A 20,343-nucleotide genomic window follows, 5' to 3' on the forward strand; every position below is an offset into this window, starting at 1 on the left:
TATATTTAACACATTCCCAAAAAAAATGCAACAAAATCCCCAAGTCCCGTCGTGTCTTAATACAGAGGGGTATGTTATAATATTGATGGATTTTTTAGGAGGTTTTATTCATGTCTAATAACCAGAAGAACGGTCGAAATAAGATAGATTTCCGCTCTTTATGGGAGCAGGGGCGTATACAGAAAAACACACGGATTACATACGATGTCGTTTGGAACGTCATCTTATTTTTTATCATTATCGGTGTGATCGGTTTGTTTTTCGCCGGCGGTGTCGGAGCTGGATACTTTGCTTCCCTCGTAAAGGACGAGCCAGTACGGAGCCAGGCGGATATGGAAGACGATATTTATAATTATTCGCAGACGTCCACGATGTTATTCACGGACGAAACAGAAATTGGAGATGTCAGTTCCGACCTGTACCGGGAGGTCGTTGAACTCGATCAGGTCAGTGATTATTTAAAAAATGCTGTCATCGCTACGGAAGACGAGTATTTCGAAGAGCACCAGGGTGTTGTTCCGAAGGCCGTCATGCGTGCGGTCGTTCAGGAAGTGACGAACTCCTCTGTGAAAACCGGCGGAAGTACACTTACTCAACAGCTCGTTAAAAACCAGATTTTAACGAACGAAGTATCATTTGAGCGGAAGGCCAAGGAAATGCTCATCGCCCTTCGTATCGAGCGTTTCTTTGAAAAAGAAGAAATACTCGAAGCTTACTTGAACATCGTCCCGTTCGGGCGGAATGCGAACGGGCAGAATGTAGCGGGTGTACAAACAGCTGCACAGGGCATTTTCGGCGTAAATGCCGGTGAACTCTCCTTGGCCCAGTCGGCCTTTATTGCCGGCCTGCCACAATCCCCCTTCGGTTATACCCCTTTCAACAATGATGGGACGATTAAGGACGAAGCAGGACTGGAACCCGGCATAGACCGGATGCACGAAGTACTCGAACGTATGCTGGAAGCGGAATACATTACGAAAGCGGAATACGATGAGGCGATGGCTTTTTCGTTGAACGATGAAACGCTTGCTGATGCTAAACCGACAGCGATCAGCAAGTATCCCGCTATCAACCAGGAAGTACAGAGTCGTGCTAGAAGTCTCATTAAAGATTACTTAATGAAAGAAAACGGTCATACCCAGGAAGACCTGGAGGATGATGAAGAACTAGCCCGGGAGTACGATGAACTGGCGGAGCGGGAAATGTCTTCCGGCGGTTATCAAATCCATACGACACTGGATAAAGAAGTTTATGATGCTATGCAGGATGTGAAAGACTCCTATACATCGTCAAACTGGCCATGGGGGAAAGAAACGATTTATGATGAAAACGGGGAGCCAACTGGAAAAACAGCTCCTATCCCCCTTCAGCTCGGAAGTGTGATTATAGAAAATTCAACAGGTAAAATTCACGGATTTATCGGTGGCTATGACTTCGAAGAAGAAAACCTAAACCACGCTACGCAAGCCCGCCGATCCAATGGTAGTACGATGAAGCCGCTTCTCGTATACGGGCCGAGCTTCGACATGGGTGCTGCTCAGCCGGGATCCGTCATTCCCGATGTTCCTTATTACTACAGCGGCGGGAAAGAAGTACGGAACTTCTCCAGAAGTCATAAAGGATTCGTATCTGCGCGTTATGCTTTAGCACAGTCTTACAACGTTCCAGCTGTGAAACAGTATTCTGAAATTCTGGACAAAAATCCAGTTAAAAACTACCTCAATAAAATGGATATTAAAGATACACTTTACGAAAATGACTATACAAACCCATCCATGGCTCTAGGGGCATTGACTGATGGAATAACTGTAGAACAGAATGTGAATGCATTTGCTACTTTTGCCAACATGGGTAAATTCGTCGATGCGTATATGATTGAAAAAATTGAAACGAAAGACGGGGAGACCGTCTATCAGCACGAAGCAGAAGAAACAGAGGTATTCAGCCCGCAGGCCTCCTATCTTACACTTGATGTTATGAGGGATGTCCTTGATTATGGCACAGGGTCCCGTGTCCGCGGCCTGCTCGCTGACCGCGGTGTAGACTGGGCGGGAAAAACCGGGACATCACAGGCAACGAAGGACTCTTGGTTTGTCGCTACGAACCCGAATGTCTCTGTCGGAATGTGGACTGGTTTCTCCGAAGGCAACATGCAGAACATGAACTACAACCAGCGGACACAGGGACTTTGGGCCGATGTAGTCAATGCAGTCACGGAATTACGGCCGGAACTGATGGCTCCAAGCAATGATTTCGAGAACCCGGGCGGCCTTGTTACAAGTTCCTACTGTGCGACATCAGGGATGCTGCCATCTGACTTATGCTCGTCCGCAGGTCTTGTTGACAGCGACATTTTTGATGCCGACTATGCTCCTTCAAAAGCCGATGACAGCTTGATCGGCGGCGACTTCGTAAGCGTGAAAGATAAATTGGTTATCGCCGGACCGGATACACCGCGTGAATTCGTCAAAGACGGCGGCGGTGTCACATTGAGTCCTGAATGGCTGGAAGAGGAAGGATTGACGTCCTCTGAAGAATTAAGAGCATTGATTCCTAATTCATCACGATGGAGCAATGTAGCTCTGCCTTCCTCTTCTTCGATTGGATCTACCGTGTCGTCCATTGATAATGATGGCAAGGCTCCTTCCGCTCCGGGATCTGTTTCTGCCAGCGGATCAAAAATCAGCTGGAATGCATCCGGAAGCAATGATGTCGTCGGGTACCGGATCTACCGGGCTTCTGAGCCGGGTGGCAGCTATTCCCTGCTTGGCAGCACAGTGAACACGTCGTACAGCTTTTCAAGCGATGGTGTCTACGCCGTTCGAGCGGTGGATTATTTCGGTCAATCATCCAGTCTTTCTTCTTCCGTGACGGTCGGAAATCCAGGGGCGCCGGAACCAGAGCCGGAGCCGGACCCTGAGCCAGACCCGGAACCGGAGCCGGAAGAGGATACGAATGATTCCAGTAATGAAAACAGCAGCGAAGGTAACAATGGCAACAATAACGAAAACACGAACGACTCCAATGCAGATGAGTCAAATGAGAGTACAGAAGAGAATAATGATCCCGCTAATGACAATAATCAAGGTGGTGAATCCGACGATTCAGAAGGAAATTCCGATGATGGTTCAAACGATACACCACCGGAAGAAGACTCAGATAACGGGAACAGCGACGAGTCCAGCGGAGATGAAACAACGGAAAATGAAGAATAAATGAATCAAACCAGCCCGCCATGGGCTGGTTTTCTTTTTGGAGAACAATTAACAATCCCATATTTTGTTGTATAATAGAAACAATCGCTCTATGAATCTCTTTTTCAGGTGGTGACTGAATGAATCATGAAAAAACTTATTACAGCGAATCCTTCAGCTCCGAGCATGGACCGATCATTGTTGAAGGACCGCTGACATCAGACGAATTGTCACATTTTACGTTTAACGAAGGCCTTATCGCTTTCCGTCCGCCGGAAAAACAATTTGAAGCTGTAAAAAGCATTGCGGATTTCGATGAAGGCCGGATCATCATTGCAAGAAACAGTGAAGAGATCATCGGCTATGTGACCTACCTGCATCCAGATCCTTTGGAACGGTGGTCGGAAGGCAGCATGGAAGATTTAATTGAACTGGGTGCCATTGAAGTCAGCCCGGAATTCCGTGGACACCGGATTGGCTCACGTCTCTTGAAACTTTCCATGATGGATGACTATATGGAAAAATACATTATTATCTCCACCGAATATTACTGGCATTGGGACTTGAAAGGGACAGGGCTGAACATATGGGATTATCGAAAGGTCATGGAAAAGATGATGGCCGCAGGCGGATTGACCCCTTCCCCCACCGATGATCCTGAAATCATATCCCATCCAGCCAACTGCCTGATGGTCAGAGTAGGCAGCCGGGTTCCTGAATCATCAGTGGAGACATTTGATCAACTGCGCTTTTTAACGAGGCATCGAAACCGCCAGCTGAGGAGGTAGCGGAATTGTTAGTAGAAGAAATCATGAAGGACCATGTGATTACACTTACTCCGGATGAAACGATTGAAACAGCGTTGAAACTTCTCCATGAACACCATATCCGGCATATCCCTATTATAGATGAGGACCGAGCCGTCATAGGTATTGTTTCTGACCGTGATGTCAGAGATGCCAGTCCATCGATTTTGGAAGAAGACACCGGGCAGGAGGAACTGCAGTATCCAATCCGCTCCATCATGACCTATCCGGTAACGACCGTGCATCCCCTTGATTTTGTCGAAGAAACAGCATCCATCTTTTATGAACAGGAAATTGCCTGTGTTCCTGTCACCAGAGATGGAAAACTGGTCGGAATTGTAACTGAAAAAGACATGCTCTATACGTTGATTCAATTAACGGGCACTCACGTCCAGAGTTCGCAGATTGAAGTGAAAGTAATCAACAAGCCAGGGATCCTTCCTCAAGTGACGCAAGTATTCGGAAAACGAAAGGTGAATATCAGCTCCATCCTCATTTATCCTTATAAGCCGGATGCCAACTACAAAGTTGTCGTCGTCCGGATTCAGACGATGAACCCACTTCCAACTGTTCAAGATCTGGAGGAAGCAGGCTATGAAGTTTTGTGGCCTAAGAAGCCGGAGAGTCCCTATGACTTGTAAAGCAGGGTTTGTATACTCCAACGATTTTACTTCCTACCGGTTCCGGGAAGACCACCCGTTTAATCAGATGAGAGTCGTCCTGGCAAAGGAACTACTGGATGCAGCAGGAATGCTTGAGGAAAATCACTTGATCACTCCCAGAATGGCGACAGAGGAAGAACTGCGCCTTGCCCACAGTCCAGCATATATCCAGGCAGTGAAAAAAGCATCAGAAGGTAAACTGTCGGAAGAGGAAGGGCTTGAATACGGAATAGGAACAGAAGATACACCAATGTTTAAAGGCATGCATGAGGCTTCTCAGCTGCTTGTGGGCAGTACATTGTCTGCTATTGATGCGGTTCTGGGCGGTGATGTCACCCATGCCCTTAATCTGGGTGGCGGCCTGCATCATGGATTTGAACGCAAAGCCTCAGGCTTCTGTATCTACAATGACGGGGCCGTAGGTATTAAATACATCCGCCGGAAATACGATTACAAGGTCCTGTATGTTGATACAGACGCCCATCACGGCGATGGTGTACAGTGGGCCTTTTATGATGATCCCAACGTCTGCACACTGTCCATCCACGAAACAGGGCGTTATTTGTTTCCCGGCACCGGACATGTGAATGAACGAGGATTGAAGGAAGGGTACGGATACTCTTTTAATCTACCGATCGATGCCTTCACTGAAGATGAATCATTTCTGCACGTTTATGAATCCGCTTTCAAGGAAATCACCGATTATTTCAAGCCCGACATCATTATTACACAAAACGGGGCGGATGCTCATTTTCTTGATCCCCTCACCCATCTAAGCTCCACGATGGCCATTTACGAGCGCATACCTGCGATTGCCCACGAATTGGCTCATCAATACTGTGAAGGGCGCTGGGTGGCTCTTGGCGGGGGCGGATATGACATCTGGCGTGTTGTCCCGAGAGCATGGGCTCAAATTTGGAAAGTCATGTTGGATGAAGAGCCTTTTACAGGTCCCCTTCCTGTCGAGTGGCTGAAGAAATGGGAAAAAGAATCCCCCGTTTCTCTGCCCGATGCATGGAACGATCCACCAAACGCTTTCAAACCTATACCGAGAAGAGAAGAAATTACAGAAAAGAACAATAAGCTGTTGGAAAAAGCACTGCAGCTGATTCATAACCAAAAGAAATTCAACTCCTTGTAACAAAAAAAGCCACTACTTTTATGTAGTGGCTTTTAAGATCCGGAATTTTCGTAAGCCGGATCTAAAATGACAATTTCAACCCTTCGGTTCCTGCTCCAGTTCTCCTCAGAATCATTCGGTGCTACCGGTCTCGTCTCTCCGTAAGCAACAGCCGTAAACCGCTTCGGGTCCATGTCCTGTGTGTTATCAAGGATATAACGGATAACACTGCTCGCCCGTGCTCCGGACAATTCCCAGTTTGAAGGATAGCGGTAGCTGGAAATCTGACGGTTATCCGTATGCCCTTCCACTTTGACAAAGTTCGGAATGTTTTCAAGCAGGGTTCCTACCTTGGATAAGAACGGCTTAGCCTGCTCCAGAATTTCCGCCTCACTTGTTTCAAAGAGCAGCTGTTCTTCCAGAACGAGGACGACGCCGCGTTCGGAATTCGTCGCAGCAATAATGTCACTCAAGTCGTTCTCCTTAAGGTATTCATCGATCTCCTGCTTCAATTCATCCAGATCCTGCTCCTTTTCCGCTTCAGCCTTACTTGATTGTGAAGCTTCCACTTCTTCCGGCGGCATGTCAAATTCATTATTCTTTTCATCATTTCCCTCTATCTCAGCCTGATCGGCGGGGTTCTTGTTTTCCACAGCAGAAGGATAAAAGTCCAAAATCATCCGGTTTCGGAAGCTTTCTGTTATAGCCTCAAATTTATCGAGATTAATCTGGGACATGGAAAATAAAAGAATAAAGAATACAAGGACAAGGGTGATCATGTCTGCATATGTAGTCATCCATTTGGGAGCGCCGTCCTGTTTCTGCTTTTTAGGTCTACGCCTCATTGGCTGCTTCCCCAAGTGGATCGTTTTGTTCTTCGTCTTCCAGAATCTTCTTATCATTTTCAGACAGGAATGCTCCCAGTTTTTCTTCCAGGAGTTTCGGATTCTGGCCGGACTGGACGCCGATGACCCCTTCAATGATAATCTGCTTCATGAACACTTCCTGGTCTGTTTTGTTCTCAAGCTTCCCCGCCATCGGAATGAAAACAAGGTTGGCTAGCAGTGTTCCGTAAAAAGTAGTAAGAAGAGCGACGGCCATTTTGGGACCAAGCTCTTCCGGGGTGGATAAGCTGGAAAGCATCAGGACAAGACCGATCAGCGTTCCAATCATACCCCAGGCAGGAGCATATTCCCCCGCCTTTTCAATAAGAGCTCTTCCTTTTTGGTGCCGCTCTTCCACAGCGGAAATTTCCGCATTCATAATTTCATTAATGACATCAGGCTCTACACCGTCAACAGCCAGGAGAATCCCTTTCCTTATAAAAGGATCATCCACTTCCTCAAGCTCAGCTTCCAAGGCAAGCAGCCCTTCCCTTCGGGCCCGCTCAGAAAGTCTCACAAAGAGGCTGATCAACTCTCTTAGATTCATGCTGCTTTCTTTGAAGGCTTCCTTCGTTACTCGGAATGTCAGCTTCACTTCAGTAAGATTGAAGTTCACGAGAATGGCGGCGGCCAGCCCTCCCAACACAATCACGATAGAGGATATTTGTATAAAGGAGGCGGCCCCTCCGATGCCTGCGTTGGACATGATCCCAACCATAACCATAGCAAATCCAAGAGTAATTCCTATGGGAGTCATTAAATCTTTTTTTGTCATTTCACTCTCTCCTCAGTTCGAACAAGTACCTTTTAGTACATATATCGGTACTATTTCTGCTGAGTTGAGTTTCTTTCAATAATTCGGTGTGGAAGAACCACGTTCTTTTCCTCTACTTCTTCTTTGTTCATGAATTTCGTAAGGAGACGCATAGCCACTGCTCCGATGTCATACATCGGCTGTACTACAGTGGACAGCGTCGGGCGCACCATGGTAGCCAGACGTGTATTGTCAAAACCGAACACTTCCATGTCCTCAGGTACACGGATGCCGCGGTCCTGTGCTCCGTGAATAACACCGAGGGCCATTTCATCAGAAGAAACGAAAACGGCTGACGGCTGTTCGTCCATCTCAAGGATCTGCTCTAGCGCTTCGTGACCGGAATCGTAGGAATAATCTCCAGTTACGATATATTTGTCAGCATCCTCGACGCCCTTTTCAGCCATGGCACGTTTGTAGCCTGTTACTTTTCTTGTATTGATTAATGTATTTTCCGGTCCAGAAATGAAGGCAATCCGCTCGTTATTGGATTCAAGAAGCATCTTCGTCGCATCATAAGCCGCTTCTTCATAATCAATGTTTACAGATGGCGTTTCCTGTGACTCATCAACAGTCGCCGCCAGCGCAATCGGTACAGAAGACGTCTTGAACTCACGGATGTGGTCATCAGTAATGTCGCCACCCATAAAGATCAGCCCATCTACCTGCTTGCCGAGCATGGCATTGATCAAATGAAGCTCTTTGTCTTTGTTCTGATCAGAGTTACTTAAAATGATGTTATAGTTGTACATGGTTGCGATGTCTTCGATTCCCCGTGCCAGTTCTGCGAAGAAAATACTGGAGATATCCGGGATAATGACACCTACTGTCGTTGTCTTCTTACTCGCAAGACCTCTCGCTACTGCGTTTGGACGGTACCCGAGCCGTTCAATCGCATCATGTACTTTCTTTCTTGTGGCGGGTTTCACATTCGGGTTCCCGTTGACGACCCGCGAAACGGTTGCCATTGAAACGTTCGCTTCGCGTGCTACATCATATATTGTTACATTCATCTAATTTCCTCCTCATCGAATCCTGTCGTACCGTAGTACTTATAAGAACAATCATACGACAGATCGCCTGCCTGCGCAATAATCATACGGTTCTCTAGAGTTTGTACCCTATCCATTATAACGGATTCCTAAATTCGTGCAAAAGGTTACTTATAGTCTTCCTGATTTTTTTAGAAACTATGAATAAAAAAATAAGACAGGCTGTTTGATCAGCCTGTCTTTGTCTTTTTCTTCGTTATTTTTTCAGTTCTTCCATGAAAGAGTGGAAAGTCGGAATATCCATCTGCTGTGCTGAATCCGAAAGAGCGACAGCCGGATCCGGGTGAACTTCAGCCATCACACCGTCCGCTCCTACAGCAAGTGCTGCTTTCGCTGTTGGAAGCAGTAGATCTCGACGGCCGGTTGAGTGCGTCACATCAACCATGACCGGCAGGTGGGTTTCCTGCTTAAGGATCGGGACAGCGGAAATGTCCAATGTATTCCTTGTCGCTTTTTCGTAGGTACGGATTCCGCGCTCACAGAGAATGATGTTTTCATTTCCACGTGAGATGATGTATTCAGCGGCATTGATGAACTCGGAAATCGTTGCTGACAATCCACGTTTAAGCAATACAGGCTTGTTCACAGAACCTGCTGCTTTCAGAAGCTCGAAGTTCTGCATGTTACGGGCACCGATTTGAATGACATCCAGGTACTCCAGGGCTTCTTCCAGGTCTCCTGGATTCACGATTTCACTGACGACTGCAAGTCCCTGCTCATCTGCCGCCTGCTTCAAAATCTTCAACCCTTCCAGACCAAGTCCCTGGAAATCATATGGAGAAGTTCTCGGTTTGAAGGCTCCACCACGAAGCAGTGTCAGACCTTCTGCTTTCACAGCTTTGGCCACTTCAGATACCTGCTCGTAGCTTTCCACCGCACATGGCCCCATAACAAAGGAAGGCGTGCCGTTTCCGACTTTTTCTCCTTTTATTTCAACGACTGTATCTTCAGGCTTTTTCTTCCTGGATACAAGCAGTGCTTTACGGTGGTCATCTTCCTGCAGTTCAAGCGCTGCTTTGAAGATTTCCTTGAACAAATGTACGATTGTTGAATCCTCGAAAGGTCCATCATTGTGCTGGGACAACTGGTCCAGCATCGCTCTCTCCCTTACTGGATCGAAGCGGTTCATCCCCTGCTGTTCTTTGATCTGACCAATTTCCTTTACCAGATCACCGCGTTTATTGATTAAACTCAAAAGGTCTAAATTAACCTTATCCAACTCGCTGCGCAACTGGTCAAGCTTTTGATTACTCATGCTTACGTCCCCCTACAATGAAATTTGATAATTAGAATCATAAGTATTATGAAATAATTAGGGACAATTATAGCTAACTTTTTGAATATTGTCATCCCTTTGAAAGTGTTTTCATGAAAAAGTGGCTAAAAAGTTGGAGGAAGAATCAAGATTACCTTGACCCTTCCTCCATAAACCTGTGCCTTTACGCTGTGACTTCTTTCAGCTGGTCGGCTGTAATTGCGCCATGGCTGTCGTGCCATACCACCTGCCCATTTTTGAAGTAAAGGGCCTGCGGGGATTCATGCTGGACATCGTATTCCGCAGCAATATGATTGGACAAATCTCTTGCCTCCTGAACATGGAGAATGTAGCACGGTACATCTGCTCCGTCGGTGAACTGCTTATATTGGTGATGGGCAAATGTGCTGACAGGGCATGTCAAACTGTGCTTGAGCAGGATAAATGCCTCTTTTTCGTTAACCACCTGTTCAAATGTCTGCTTGTCTTGAATTACTTCGATTGTCATTTCCATTCCTCCTAAAAGAAAGATGGAGACTGCGGACAGTCTCCATACTGTGTCAAATATTTGTCGATGTCGTAGAGTCCTGCTGTCTTTCCAGCTCCTGAGCAGCTTCCTCGATCGCTTCAGCTACTTCTTGAGCGGCTCTTTCAGCTTCATCTTCTTCATTTGTTCGGATGTTTTTCACTTTGTCCTTCATCAATCCGCTCCACTCCTGAGATTTTTCAGAAACGGATTTTGTCAGATGGGAAGAGGATTCAACAGCGCGGTCTTTCCATTCTCCGCCCTTTTCATAAGCGACATCCTTCCACTCTCCGGCACGTTCTCTCAACTCTCCGGAGCTTTGATTGATGTTCTCGCGCAGTTCACGTCCGGATTTCGGAGCAAAGAGCAAGGCAACAGCTGCACCGACTAAACCGCCGATCAGCGAACCCAGTACAAAATCTCTACCATTATTTTGTTCTTTGTTTTGTTGTCCCATGTTAATTCCTCCTTATGAATTCTTATCTTCTTTCTTGGCTTTCTTCCAAAGGCTGATAGCCACCTGTCCCCACTTGACCGCCTGGGCAGCTGAGTCTGTGTGCTCATTGGCTGACTGGGTAAAACCCTTGGATACAGATCGTATGGATTGGTTAAATTCCTGTACGGTATCTCCTATACCCTTTACACCGTCAACTAATGTATTGAGTTTCTGCGATTTCTCGCCTACATCCTCAGCCAGCTTATTCGTCTTATTCAACAGCTCAGTGGTCTCAAGGGTGATGCCTTCCATCTGTTTCTCTACACCCTCAAGGGTATCAGCTACGTTGTTCATTGTACGGCGCACAGCCGTTAACGTTCTTGCTAAGAAAATCACAAGAACAGCAAAAGCCACTGCTGCAATTAAAGCAGCAATGTAAAGGATATTGATCATTCCCCCTGCACACTCCTTCTTATGTAATCAACACAGTTTAGTTATTGCCCTAATCAGGCTTTTCCTAAACGTGAAGGCTGCTTATAAATGGACATATTCGCTATCTTAAACATAATATCCTTTTTTATCAGCCAATTTTCTACTTTTATTAAAAAAACATGCGGCTTTTCAAAATGGAAAGCCGCATGCCTGCTTAATTGTACTGCTTTTCGTAAGCGTCCTGGAACTTTTGAATATCCCCGGCTCCCATGAAAAGAAGAACAGCATCGTCGTATTCGGCCAGCTGCTGCGTCTCATCCAGTTGAAGTACCTTGGATTCAGGAATCAGCTCCTGCAGATGGTCAATGGTCAGCTTTCCACCATTTTCACGGGCCGAACCAAAGATATCGCACAAGTATACTTGATCCGCTTCCTTCAAGCTTTCCGCAAACTCATTCAGGAAGGTTTTCGTCCTTGTAAAGGTATGTGGCTGGAAAATAGCGATGACCGGTCGATCGGCATATTTCTTACGGGCTGAGTCGATGGTCGCTGTAATTTCGATCGGGTGATGGGCATAGTCATCGACAAGAATCTGATTATGCCAGACCTTTTCGGTAAAGCGGCGTTTCACACCTTTGAATGTAGCAAGCTTCTTGATCTGCTCGGGCTGCATCTGCTCATAGTGGCAGAGAGCAATCACGCTGAGAGCATTCAAAACCGTATGGTTCCCGTACTGTGGAATCGTAAAGGTATCATAGAAATTGTTGCGTACAAACACATCAAACGTCGTTCCATCTTCACCTTCACGGATATTCTGAGCCTGGAAATCGTTCGTATCAGCCAGTCCATAGTAAAGGACAGGAACATTGGCCTGGATATGCTGCAGGTGCTCATCATCTCCGCACGCAATAATCCCTTTCTTCACCTGCTTTGCCATCTGTTGAAAGGCCTGGAAAACATCCTCCACACTTGAGAAGTAGTCCGGGTGGTCAAAATCAATATTTGTCATGATGGCATAATCCGGCTCATAGGCAAGAAAATGGCGGCGGTACTCGCACGCCTCAAAGGCAAAATAACGGCTGTCTTCATGGCCTTTCCCAGTTCCATCCCCAATCAGAAAGGACGTCGGATAATTCTCTGTCAGCACATGTGCAAGAAGGCCTGTTGTCGACGTTTTCCCGTGTGCGCCTGTGACAGCTATACTTGTATACTTCTGCAGCCACTCACCTAAAAAATCGTGGTACCGGTAAAACGGCAGACCTTTCTCCCTGGCTGCCACGATTTCTTCATGATCGTCCCCAAAGGCGTTTCCGGCAATAATCGTCAGGCCGTCTGTAATGTTTTCTTCTGAAAAAGACATGATCTCTATATTTTTAGCTTCTAGTACGTCTTGTGTAAAAAAGCGTTTATCTACATCTGATCCTTGAACTTTCTCGCCCGAGTCGTGGAGAATCTGGGCAAGCGAACTCATTCCAGTTCCTTTGATACCAATGAAATGGTAAGTTGTCATAAACAAGAACCTCCAAAATAAAGTGGGTCACTTTAGGTATAGTATATGTAACAAGTATCGATCTGCGCTTCACCTCTCTGCACAGATGAATCCTTGTCTGCATTTCCTTATCTTATCACGGAAATCGCTTTAGAAAAAGCAGGACCTGCCGGGAAGGCACCAACGAGTATCGTCCGCGCCTTCCAAACTGCTATTCGGCTGATCCTGTATATTCTACATATTCCAGTCTTGGATTCGGTTTGAAACGACGGCCTTCCTTGGCTTCCGCTTCGCCATCAATGATGACATTATCCCCCGTAAATCCGATTCCTATCTTCAAGAGGCTTCCACCTACTCCATACATATCAACAGGAACTTTTTTCTCTTCAAACGCGCGGATACGTTCCTTCGTGAACCCGCCGCTCACTACAATTTTCACATGACGGAATCCTTCCTGATCCAATGCTCGGCGTAAGGCAAAGATTAATTCAGGATTGACCCCCCGCGGATCAAATGTCCCCATCAGATGCTGATTTCTCAGGAAATATTTGTCCACGAGATTCCTTGATGTATCCAGGCGTACCCCTTTCAACTCCTCCCCGAATTCACGGGCCACATGAAGGGAATCTGTAATCACATCATTATTATAATCAACGAGAGCCATGAGCTGATCGTCCGGGAATTGTTCATGATAGGCTTTGGTGGCTGCAACGACATCACCTTTAAACATTTGAATCAGAGCGTGGGGCATCGTACCCATTCCTTCTTTCCCCCACCATTCGTTCATGGCATGGGTGGCCTGGGCAGTCGATCCCCCGATGAATGCAGAATATCCGTCACCGGACTGCTGCGTAAAGTGGTCATCCCTGTCTCCCATAAAAATAATCGGTTTTTGTTTACCAGAGGATCTGGCCGCTTTTACGACATTGTAGACATTGGTGGCCACAGATGTACGCCGGGCCAGAATACCGTCAATGATTCCTTCCAGAAATCCGAAATATTGATAAGGGCCCGTGACTGTAAGAACAGTTTCATACGGACTGATCTTATCGCCATCCTTCAGCGAATGAATCTCCAGTTCCTCCGGGTGGTCCGCAAAGGTATGGATAAGGGCAATCACTTCATCCGTCCCGCATAAAACGGCATGATCCTTCTGGAAAAACTGCATCGTCACCTTATTATCAGGAAGGTGGCTTTTAACGATATCCCGGGTCTTCAAAAAATAGACGGCAGAGAACCAGCCTTCAGCAACGCGTTCATCAAACTTGAATGTCTTGTTGGTGAGTCGGCTGATCTCCCCATTTAATTTAAGTGCAATTTCCTTCATGGCTTAACTCCTTAAACATATAGGTCGTAATTGGTCGAATTTTTATTCATAGTCCATCATATAAAATTGAGACCTGTTTCACAAGCCTTTCGACCAATCTCCAAAATTTTAGTCCATTATTTCTTCGATCTGCTGTCTGGTCAGAAGGACATCCCTCGGTTTGCTTCCCTTCTGTTCAGAAATAATCCCATAGTCCTCCATCTGGTCAATCAGGCGGGCGGCTCTATTGTACCCGACTTTAAAGCGCCGCTGGATCAAGGAGGCACTGGCTCCGTTCTGAGCGAGGACGAAATCGACCGCTTCATCAAACAACTCATCCGTCTCCTCTTCGGTCGATACCTGCTTGATCAATTCATCCTGATGGAACAGATACTGCGGAGGAGCCATTTTCTTAATGAAACTCGTGACCCGTTCAATTTCATCATCCGATACGAAGGCTCCCTGAATTCGGACAGGCTGACCTGAACCATTTTCAACGAAAAGCATGTCCCCTTTTCCTAACAGCTTCTCGGCACCGGAGGAGTCGATGATGGTACGGGAATCCACCTGGGAAGATACACTGAAGGCAATCCTCGTTGGAATATTCGCTTTGATAAGGCCTGTTATGACATCTACTGACGGACGCTGAGTAGCAAGCAGCAGGTGAATACCACAGGCACGAGCCTTTTGAGCAATCCGGCAGATGGCATCTTCGACATCCTGAGGAGAAACCATCATCAGATCAGCAAGCTCATCAATAACGATCACAAGATAAGGAAGCTTCTCAGAAGCACGTCCCTGTTTGATCATTTTATCGTTGTAACGCTCCACATCCCTGACGCCTTCGGCTACGAACTTTTCATACCGCTCTTCCATTTCCTTCACGGCCCACTTCAATGCTGTCGTGGCCGCTTTTACATCTGTAATGACTGGTGCGACTAAATGAGGCAGATCATTGTAAGGCGCCAGTTCCACCATCTTAGGGTCAATAAGCAGGAACTTCACATCATCATAATGTGCTTTGTATAACAAGCTGACAAGAATGGTGTTGATACACACACTTTTCCCTGAACCTGTAGCCCCTGCAATCAACCCGTGCGGCATTTTTTTCAGGTTGGTCACGATCGACTCCCCACCGATATCAAGGCCGAGTCCCACAGAAAGCGGGGACTGTTCTTGAGAAAAGGCTTCATCCTCAAAAATCTCCTGCAGCCCCACCATCTGTGGCTGTTTGTTGGGAACTTCAATCCCAACGGCCTGCTTTCCTGGGATCGGAGCTTCTATACGGATATCTTTTGCAGCCATGCTCAGTTTTATATCATCCGCGAGGTTGGTGATTTTGCTTACTTTCACACCCGGCTCCGGCTGAACTTCGAAACGTGTGACAGAAGGACCCTTCATTGCATTGACAACATTCGCCCGGACATGGAAATGACGCAGGGTTGTTTCGAGCAGTTCCATCTGTCCGGTAATCCAGCTGTCATCATCTGTGGATGGACGGACAGGATCCTCGAGTAGATGCAGCGGTGTCTGATATTCACTGCGCACATATTCCGTACGTCTTTTTCCTGCTGCTTCTTCCTGTTCAGCTGCTGGTTTCTCCACCTGAGTATCCTTCGTTTGGACAGCTTCAGGCTTGGGTTCCTCCTGTTTAGGGGCTTCCGGCTTCTGATGATCTCTTGACCGCTTATCCCGCGGCGTCATAAGAACATTAAATGGCACGCTTCTTCTGGAAGAGGATTTTGGTGTTTTCTCTTGGTCTTCCCGGGAGTCTGCCGGTTCTTCCCCAAGCGGCTGGGGCTCCATGTCTTCTTTCGTTTTCCTCTCTTGTTCATCCAAAACAGATGCAGCCTCGTGTTCTGGGCCGGCATCCGGAAGCTCTTCAGTTGCCTCTGTCCCATCTCCGGCTTCGTCCTCAGCTGTGTGACCTTCCGGCTCCTCGAATTCAGGTTGATTCACCTCAGTCCGTTCTGTTTCCGTCTCTACCTTAAGCTCAGCTTCTACTTCCCCTGCCATATATTCTTCCGGGTCAGGAAGCTCTCCAGCACCTTCGGAAACAGATTCTTCTTCTTCCTCCTCATTGATGAACGGTCGTTCTGCCGCCTCAGAAGAATCATCTTCAAACGGGTCCACCTGGGTTTCTTCATTTTCCGGCTCTTCCGGCTGTTCTTCTTCTGTATGAACCTCTCCATTACCATCGTCATTGGTATTGCCTATGGCTGGAGCGTCCTGATCGAAGATATCCTGGAGGCGGTACCTGTATGTTTCTTCTTCATGCGCCTCTGCATTTACTACCTGATCTGGGCCGGCTTCCATGGAGCTGTCTTCTGTCTCCGAATGCGATGCATGCATTTCGAAATCTACTGTGGATGTGTCTTCGTGTCCAGGGGGGGCTGTGTCTGCCGGCGTCTCTTCGGTATGTTCGCCGCGAATGGAAGTATCCTTGAGCTTGGACAGCTCTTCATTTCTATTTGGAAGCTCCTCCTGGACAGGCGCTTCCATTTCCAGCGACGCCGCGCCTTCCTGATGGCTTTCCTGTTCCGGCTCCTCCTCGGATGGAGTCACAGCATCCGGCTGTTTCCTGCCAACCTGGACGCGCTCTCTCAACTTTTCCCGTAAATCCTGCCATTTTTTCTCTTCATAGGAACCTGTGTAAAATTCCGGCTTGGAATTTTCCTCTACGGTATACTCCAGGTTCTGCAGTCCTTTCGTCATCTGTCTGGTTTGATAGCCAAAGATAGGGGAGGGAACATCGGTTGGAGTAAAAGGAATGGACGTCGTTTCAAGTGTCTCTTTTAATTCCTCCTCAGGTTCCGGCTGCTTTCTCTTCCTACGCTGTGGTCGTTTTTCCACTTCCGCCTCTTCTTCCTGCACATGACGTCTGCGCTCAGATCTTGCACGTGACACATGTTCCCGGCGTTCCTGGTCCTGATCTGGAATGACAGGAAAACGGAATTCTCCCTGCTTCGGATATCGATACGTCATTTTTGTTTTTGCGTTGACATCTTTCTTTTCTTCTTTATGTACGGCAGCTTCTTCAGCATGGTTTTCTTCCTGTTCAAACAAGCGTTTCATTTTATCTTTTAGGTCTTTCCACATTAAGTTCACACTCTTTTCCAATTTAAATCATAATGCTGATTCCCTTATATTTTAACAGGTTTACAGAAGGGTTTGGTTTACAATCGCTTTAAAAATGACTTTTGAATCAAAAAAAGCAAAGCAGACGATCTGCTTTGCTTTTAGACAGGGTTATTCCATTTCAAACGTCTGTCCTGTTTCATATTGGTCATCCAATACAAGAATACCCTTCTCCTCAGGAGCATCCGGTAGATTGAGTTCCTTGGCAGAGCAGATCATCCCTGAAGATGGAACGCCTCTAAGCTTCGCATCCTTAATCTTCATTCCACCTGGCATGACAGCTCCTACTTTCGCTACAACCACTTTCTGTCCTGCATCAACATTCGGCGCACCGCAGACGATTTGAAGGGTTTCGCTTCCAACATCGACCTGACATACGCTTAATTTATCTGCATTTCCATGAGGGGCTTTTTCCTTTACGTACCCGACGACAAACTTAGGGCTGAGATCGAAATCAAGGACATCATTCAATTCGTTTTGGGTGAAAAGATCCTTAATTGGAGCCAGCACTTCTTCCGTTAAGCGGATTTTCCCCTGGCCTTCAATATTGAAATACTTGGATGCGTTGAAAATGTTGTATCCAAGGAGGGATCCGTCTCTCTTGTCGGTGATTTTGACGACATCACCATAGGCTTCCTGTTTGATTTCGTCCCGGCTGCCTTCTTTAACGGGAATAAGTAAAACGTCTCCAATTCCTTGCTTGTTGTAAAATACGTGCATGATCTACTCTTCCTTTCGGTCCTTTTTCGGTTTTTTCTGAGCCAGTATGAATATCGGCTCCAATTGTTTATCTTCATAAAGAAAGCTCAAAGAAGTTACGGGGACCGTTCCTTCGGCGAAGAACTTCATAGCCATCTGAGCTAATATATCATAGCCCTCTGGATTTTGAACATCCGCAAAAATGATAACATCCTGGTGGGGAATGCTGATGGCAAGCTCTCCTTTGGCTTCTGCTTTGAGCTGTTCAAGCAGGGCTTCATTCAGAATCCTGCTGGCATCATACCCGTCCCGGGCGGAATGAAAATAAAAGTCATTGCCATAGACCGTATCTTTTTTCAGATTGGTTTTCAAAGACCGGACGTTGAAACCCGAAATTTCTCGGATCCTGTCCAGATCCCACTTTTCTTTTTTAAGCATATCCTCATCAATCAGCTGATAAGACTTCCCAAGATCAATGGCATAATAAATACGGGTTTCAGCCGTATGATCTGTATAAACGAGCTTTTTTCCCTGCTCTGTCTCTGTTGGGAAAGAAGCCGCACGAATAACAGGAAAGATATACTGTTCCTTTCCTGTCAGGTGGTGGTCTTCCTCCATCACACGCAGAGCTTCTGTTACATGGTCTTCCAGCTCATCAAGAGCCTCTTCCCCGCGCGCTTGGTATTTAGATATGACATTGGGGAGGGTGATCGTAATCCCTTTTCCAGACTCTGCCCATTCAATTCTGAATGTGTCTTTATCTCGGTTAAAGGTAGCTTTCCACTCGTCCCGGGCCAGCCGCTCCTCTAATTTCTTCTTCATTTTAATACTTGTCATTTTCATTGTTTTTTCCTCCTTTTACATGGGAAGAAAGAAGATCATGTCCTTGATTTCTCTTCGATTTGCATACTCTTCCATTATACACACATCTTTGTTGTAAAAAAAGCAGACAGGCTGCGCCATCTGCACAGCCTGTCTGTGGATCAACCGGAAACTTTCGTTAAGAAAGCTTCGATTTCTTCTTTTGTCTTACGGTCTTTACTGACAAACCGTCCTGCTTCTCCGCCTTCACGGAAAGCAAGAAAGCTCGGAATTCCAAAAATGTCATTTTCGGCGCAGACGTGGATAAATTGATCACGGTCTACATAAACAAATGTCCATTGGGAATATTTTTCTTCCAGCTCAGGAAGGAATGGCTCGATCACTCGACAATCCGGGCACCAGTCTGCCGAAAAGAGCAGGATGACCGATTCGTTTTCTATCAATTCTTTTAATTGCTGATCAGATTCTAATGTAATCATAAGGACACCTCCACCGCTATTCTAGCACAGGATCACTCATATTCAATTCTCATGTCTCCAGGCTCAATCCACCCTTTTCTTGAAAACCAATAATAGAAACCGTAGCTGATGACCGCGGGCCCTATAAAGTGGAGGAAAAGGATGATCAGACCCACTTCAAGTGAAAGTCCCATCGTCTCAATTGTCATAATCTGACCAACAAAACCACTCGTACCCATACCGGCACCGGCTGCATTGTTTTCCATCGACAGCCACATCGTTGCTAATGGAGCCAGCAGCGCCCCGGCCAGCGTCGGTGGAAGGATGATCAACGGTTTTTTCACGACATTGGCTACCTGGAGCATGGATGTGCCGATCCCCTGGGCGACCGCACCTCCAAATCCATTATCTTTATAACTCGTCACCGCAAACCCAATCATCTGGGCTGCACAGCCGACGGTAGCCGCTCCGGCCGCTGCCCCTTCTAAAGAAAGCATAAGAGCGATTGCCAGACTCGAGATCGGGGCAGTTAAGGCCAGCCCCATGAGAACGGCAACAAGGACACCCATCAAAAGTGGCTGCTGTTGGGTGGACCAGTTGATGATTTCTCCCAATCCGGTCATAAATGCTCCAATCGGCGCTCCAATCACCACACCAACAAAGTACCCTACCAAAATCGTAGAAAAAGGAGTAAGGATAATATCAAGTTTCGTTTCCTTACTGACAAGCTTCCCAAATTCCGTTGCAAACAGAGCAGCAATATAACTGCCGGCCGGACCGCCGAGATCTGCTCCGTAAGCACCGCTGAATAATGCAGCAAAGATGACCAGCGGTGGTGCTTTCAACCCGTAGGCTACAGCCGCCCCGATTGCTCCTCCCCATATCTTTGCATCCATGGCGAAGGTTCCCATATCAATAAGAGAAGCTGAAAACATCCCTAAATCCAGCTGTTCACCAATCGTTTTCATAATCAACCCGATTATTAATGAAGAAAAAAGTCCGAGAGCCATATAACTCAGAGCCGTTATGAAATAGGCATGAACCGAAATATACACACCTTTTCTATTTAAAAACTTTTTCATTCCATGACCTCCTGTCTTACCGAAAGAAATTATACACCTATACACAACATGTGTAAAGACAAGTCACCCCACCTTCCTACAAGGTCTTTAGACCCATACCTAAAAGCCTGGATTCTATTGTGTTCCTAATCGATTAGTCTTATAATAAATCCATATCTACATAAATTT

At 46.6% G+C, this 20,343-nt stretch carries 18 protein-coding genes; 4 read left to right on the forward strand and 14 right to left on the reverse strand.

From position 1 onward, the window contains the following. The first annotated feature begins 110 nt into the window (after positions 1-110). From QMA39_RS07885 to QMA39_RS07900, 4 genes are all read left to right on the forward strand, one after another. A complete protein-coding gene (locus QMA39_RS07885) occupies positions 111-3,215 on the forward strand; it encodes a transglycosylase domain-containing protein (protein WP_281658337.1) in 3,105 nt (1,034 codons plus the stop codon). Positions 3,216-3,334: 119 nt separating this feature from the next. Further along, the gene (locus QMA39_RS07890) at positions 3,335-3,982 is read left to right on the forward strand and encodes a GNAT family N-acetyltransferase (protein ID WP_281658338.1); all 648 of its coding nucleotides are present in this window, start codon (positions 3,335-3,337) and stop codon (positions 3,980-3,982) included. 5 nt (positions 3,983-3,987) lie between these two features. Further along, positions 3,988-4,641, forward strand: coding sequence for an acetoin utilization AcuB family protein (locus QMA39_RS07895; RefSeq protein ID WP_027955121.1), 654 nt, complete (start codon positions 3,988-3,990; stop codon positions 4,639-4,641). After that, positions 4,631-5,803, forward strand: coding sequence for an acetoin utilization protein AcuC (locus tag QMA39_RS07900; protein ID WP_281658339.1), 1,173 nt, complete (start codon positions 4,631-4,633; stop codon positions 5,801-5,803). Before QMA39_RS07895 ends, QMA39_RS07900 begins: the two co-directional genes overlap by 11 nt. Before the next feature lie 32 nt (positions 5,804-5,835). Here the strand turns inward: QMA39_RS07900 and motS are convergent, their stop codons facing one another. The 14 genes from motS to QMA39_RS07970 all read right to left on the reverse strand — a co-directional run bounded on the left by motS (position 5,836) and on the right by QMA39_RS07970 (position 20,175). Continuing rightward, positions 5,836-6,627, reverse strand: coding sequence for a flagellar motor protein MotS (gene motS / locus QMA39_RS07905; RefSeq protein WP_281658340.1), 792 nt, complete (start codon positions 6,625-6,627; stop codon positions 5,836-5,838). Then, complete coding sequence (motP, locus tag QMA39_RS07910) at positions 6,617-7,441, reverse strand: flagellar motor protein MotP (RefSeq protein ID WP_027955118.1); 825 nt, start codon at positions 7,439-7,441, stop codon at positions 6,617-6,619. The genes motS and motP overlap by 11 nt, the downstream gene beginning before the upstream one ends. A 50-nt stretch (positions 7,442-7,491) precedes the next feature. Then, complete coding sequence (gene ccpA, locus QMA39_RS07915; RefSeq protein WP_027955117.1) at positions 7,492-8,493, reverse strand: catabolite control protein A; 1,002 nt, start codon at positions 8,491-8,493, stop codon at positions 7,492-7,494. A 235-nt stretch (positions 8,494-8,728) separates the two neighbouring features. Beyond that, on the reverse strand, positions 8,729-9,787 hold the full coding sequence (locus tag QMA39_RS07920; RefSeq protein ID WP_027955116.1) for a bifunctional 3-deoxy-7-phosphoheptulonate synthase/chorismate mutase: 1,059 nt from the start codon (positions 9,785-9,787) through the stop codon (positions 8,729-8,731). Between the two features lie 184 nt (positions 9,788-9,971). Continuing rightward, on the reverse strand, positions 9,972-10,295 hold the full coding sequence (ytxJ, locus tag QMA39_RS07925; RefSeq protein ID WP_027955115.1) for a bacillithiol system redox-active protein YtxJ: 324 nt from the start codon (positions 10,293-10,295) through the stop codon (positions 9,972-9,974). Positions 10,296-10,347: 52 nt separating this feature from the next. Then, the gene (locus tag QMA39_RS07930) at positions 10,348-10,770 is read right to left on the reverse strand and encodes a YtxH domain-containing protein (RefSeq protein WP_035531975.1); all 423 of its coding nucleotides are present in this window, start codon (positions 10,768-10,770) and stop codon (positions 10,348-10,350) included. Between the two features lie 12 nt (positions 10,771-10,782). Continuing rightward, positions 10,783-11,202, reverse strand: a complete 420-nt coding sequence (locus QMA39_RS07935; RefSeq protein WP_027955113.1) for a DUF948 domain-containing protein — start codon at positions 11,200-11,202, stop codon at positions 10,783-10,785. Between the two features lie 193 nt (positions 11,203-11,395). Further along, positions 11,396-12,691: a UDP-N-acetylmuramate--L-alanine ligase gene (gene murC / locus QMA39_RS07940; RefSeq protein WP_281658341.1), complete on the reverse strand. Its 1,296-nt coding sequence runs from the start codon at positions 12,689-12,691 to the stop codon at positions 11,396-11,398. Positions 12,692-12,881: 190 nt separating this feature from the next. Beyond that, positions 12,882-13,997 carry a nicotinate phosphoribosyltransferase gene (locus QMA39_RS07945; RefSeq protein WP_027955111.1) on the reverse strand — a complete coding sequence of 372 codons (1,116 nt, stop codon included), beginning with the start codon at positions 13,995-13,997 and terminating at the stop codon, positions 12,882-12,884. A gap of 108 nt (positions 13,998-14,105) precedes the next feature. Then, positions 14,106-17,075, reverse strand: coding sequence for a DNA translocase FtsK (locus QMA39_RS07950; protein WP_281658342.1), 2,970 nt, complete (start codon positions 17,073-17,075; stop codon positions 14,106-14,108). 150 nt (positions 17,076-17,225) lie between these two features. After that, on the reverse strand, positions 17,226-17,834 hold the full coding sequence (ytpR, locus tag QMA39_RS07955; RefSeq protein WP_281658343.1) for a YtpR family tRNA-binding protein: 609 nt from the start codon (positions 17,832-17,834) through the stop codon (positions 17,226-17,228). Positions 17,835-17,837: 3 nt separating this feature from the next. After that, a complete protein-coding gene (locus QMA39_RS07960; RefSeq protein WP_027955108.1) occupies positions 17,838-18,656 on the reverse strand; it encodes a DUF1444 domain-containing protein in 819 nt (272 codons plus the stop codon). Positions 18,657-18,796: 140 nt separating this feature from the next. Further along, complete coding sequence (locus QMA39_RS07965; protein ID WP_027955107.1) at positions 18,797-19,114, reverse strand: thioredoxin family protein; 318 nt, start codon at positions 19,112-19,114, stop codon at positions 18,797-18,799. A 32-nt stretch (positions 19,115-19,146) separates the two neighbouring features. Continuing rightward, entirely contained in the window at positions 19,147-20,175 is a 1,029-nt protein-coding gene (locus QMA39_RS07970; protein WP_206935604.1) for a PTS sugar transporter subunit IIC, read from the reverse strand. Between the last annotated feature and the right edge of the window lie 168 nt (positions 20,176-20,343).

The organism is Halobacillus sp. Cin3 (genome assembly GCF_947311855.1).
In the GTDB taxonomy this organism is placed as follows: Bacteria; Bacillota; Bacilli; order Bacillales; family Halobacillaceae; genus Halobacillus; species Halobacillus kuroshimensis.

Coding starts and splice junctions, on each gene's coding strand:
- QMA39_RS07885 (WP_281658337.1), top strand. CDS start 111: ATGTCTAATAACCAGAAGAACGGTCGAAATAAGATAGATTTCCGCTCT.
- QMA39_RS07890 (WP_281658338.1), top strand. CDS start 3,335: ATGAATCATGAAAAAACTTATTACAGCGAATCCTTCAGCTCCGAGCAT.
- QMA39_RS07900 (WP_281658339.1), top strand. CDS start 4,631: ATGACTTGTAAAGCAGGGTTTGTATACTCCAACGATTTTACTTCCTAC.
- motS (WP_281658340.1), bottom strand. CDS start 6,627: ATGAGGCGTAGACCTAAAAAGCAGAAACAGGACGGCGCTCCCAAATGG.
- motP (WP_027955118.1), bottom strand. CDS start 7,441: ATGACAAAAAAAGATTTAATGACTCCCATAGGAATTACTCTTGGATTT.
- ccpA (WP_027955117.1), bottom strand. CDS start 8,493: ATGAATGTAACAATATATGATGTAGCACGCGAAGCGAACGTTTCAATG.
- QMA39_RS07920 (WP_027955116.1), bottom strand. CDS start 9,787: ATGAGTAATCAAAAGCTTGACCAGTTGCGCAGCGAGTTGGATAAGGTT.
- ytxJ (WP_027955115.1), bottom strand. CDS start 10,295: ATGACAATCGAAGTAATTCAAGACAAGCAGACATTTGAACAGGTGGTT.
- QMA39_RS07930 (WP_035531975.1), bottom strand. CDS start 10,770: ATGGGACAACAAAACAAAGAACAAAATAATGGTAGAGATTTTGTACTG.
- QMA39_RS07935 (WP_027955113.1), bottom strand. CDS start 11,202: ATGATCAATATCCTTTACATTGCTGCTTTAATTGCAGCAGTGGCTTTT.
- murC (WP_281658341.1), bottom strand. CDS start 12,691: ATGACAACTTACCATTTCATTGGTATCAAAGGAACTGGAATGAGTTCG.
- QMA39_RS07945 (WP_027955111.1), bottom strand. CDS start 13,997: ATGAAGGAAATTGCACTTAAATTAAATGGGGAGATCAGCCGACTCACC.
- QMA39_RS07950 (WP_281658342.1), bottom strand. CDS start 17,075: ATGTGGAAAGACCTAAAAGATAAAATGAAACGCTTGTTTGAACAGGAA.
- ytpR (WP_281658343.1), bottom strand. CDS start 17,834: ATGCACGTATTTTACAACAAGCAAGGAATTGGAGACGTTTTACTTATT.
- QMA39_RS07960 (WP_027955108.1), bottom strand. CDS start 18,656: ATGAAAATGACAAGTATTAAAATGAAGAAGAAATTAGAGGAGCGGCTG.
- QMA39_RS07965 (WP_027955107.1), bottom strand. CDS start 19,114: ATGATTACATTAGAATCTGATCAGCAATTAAAAGAATTGATAGAAAAC.
- QMA39_RS07970 (WP_206935604.1), bottom strand. CDS start 20,175: ATGAAAAAGTTTTTAAATAGAAAAGGTGTGTATATTTCGGTTCATGCC.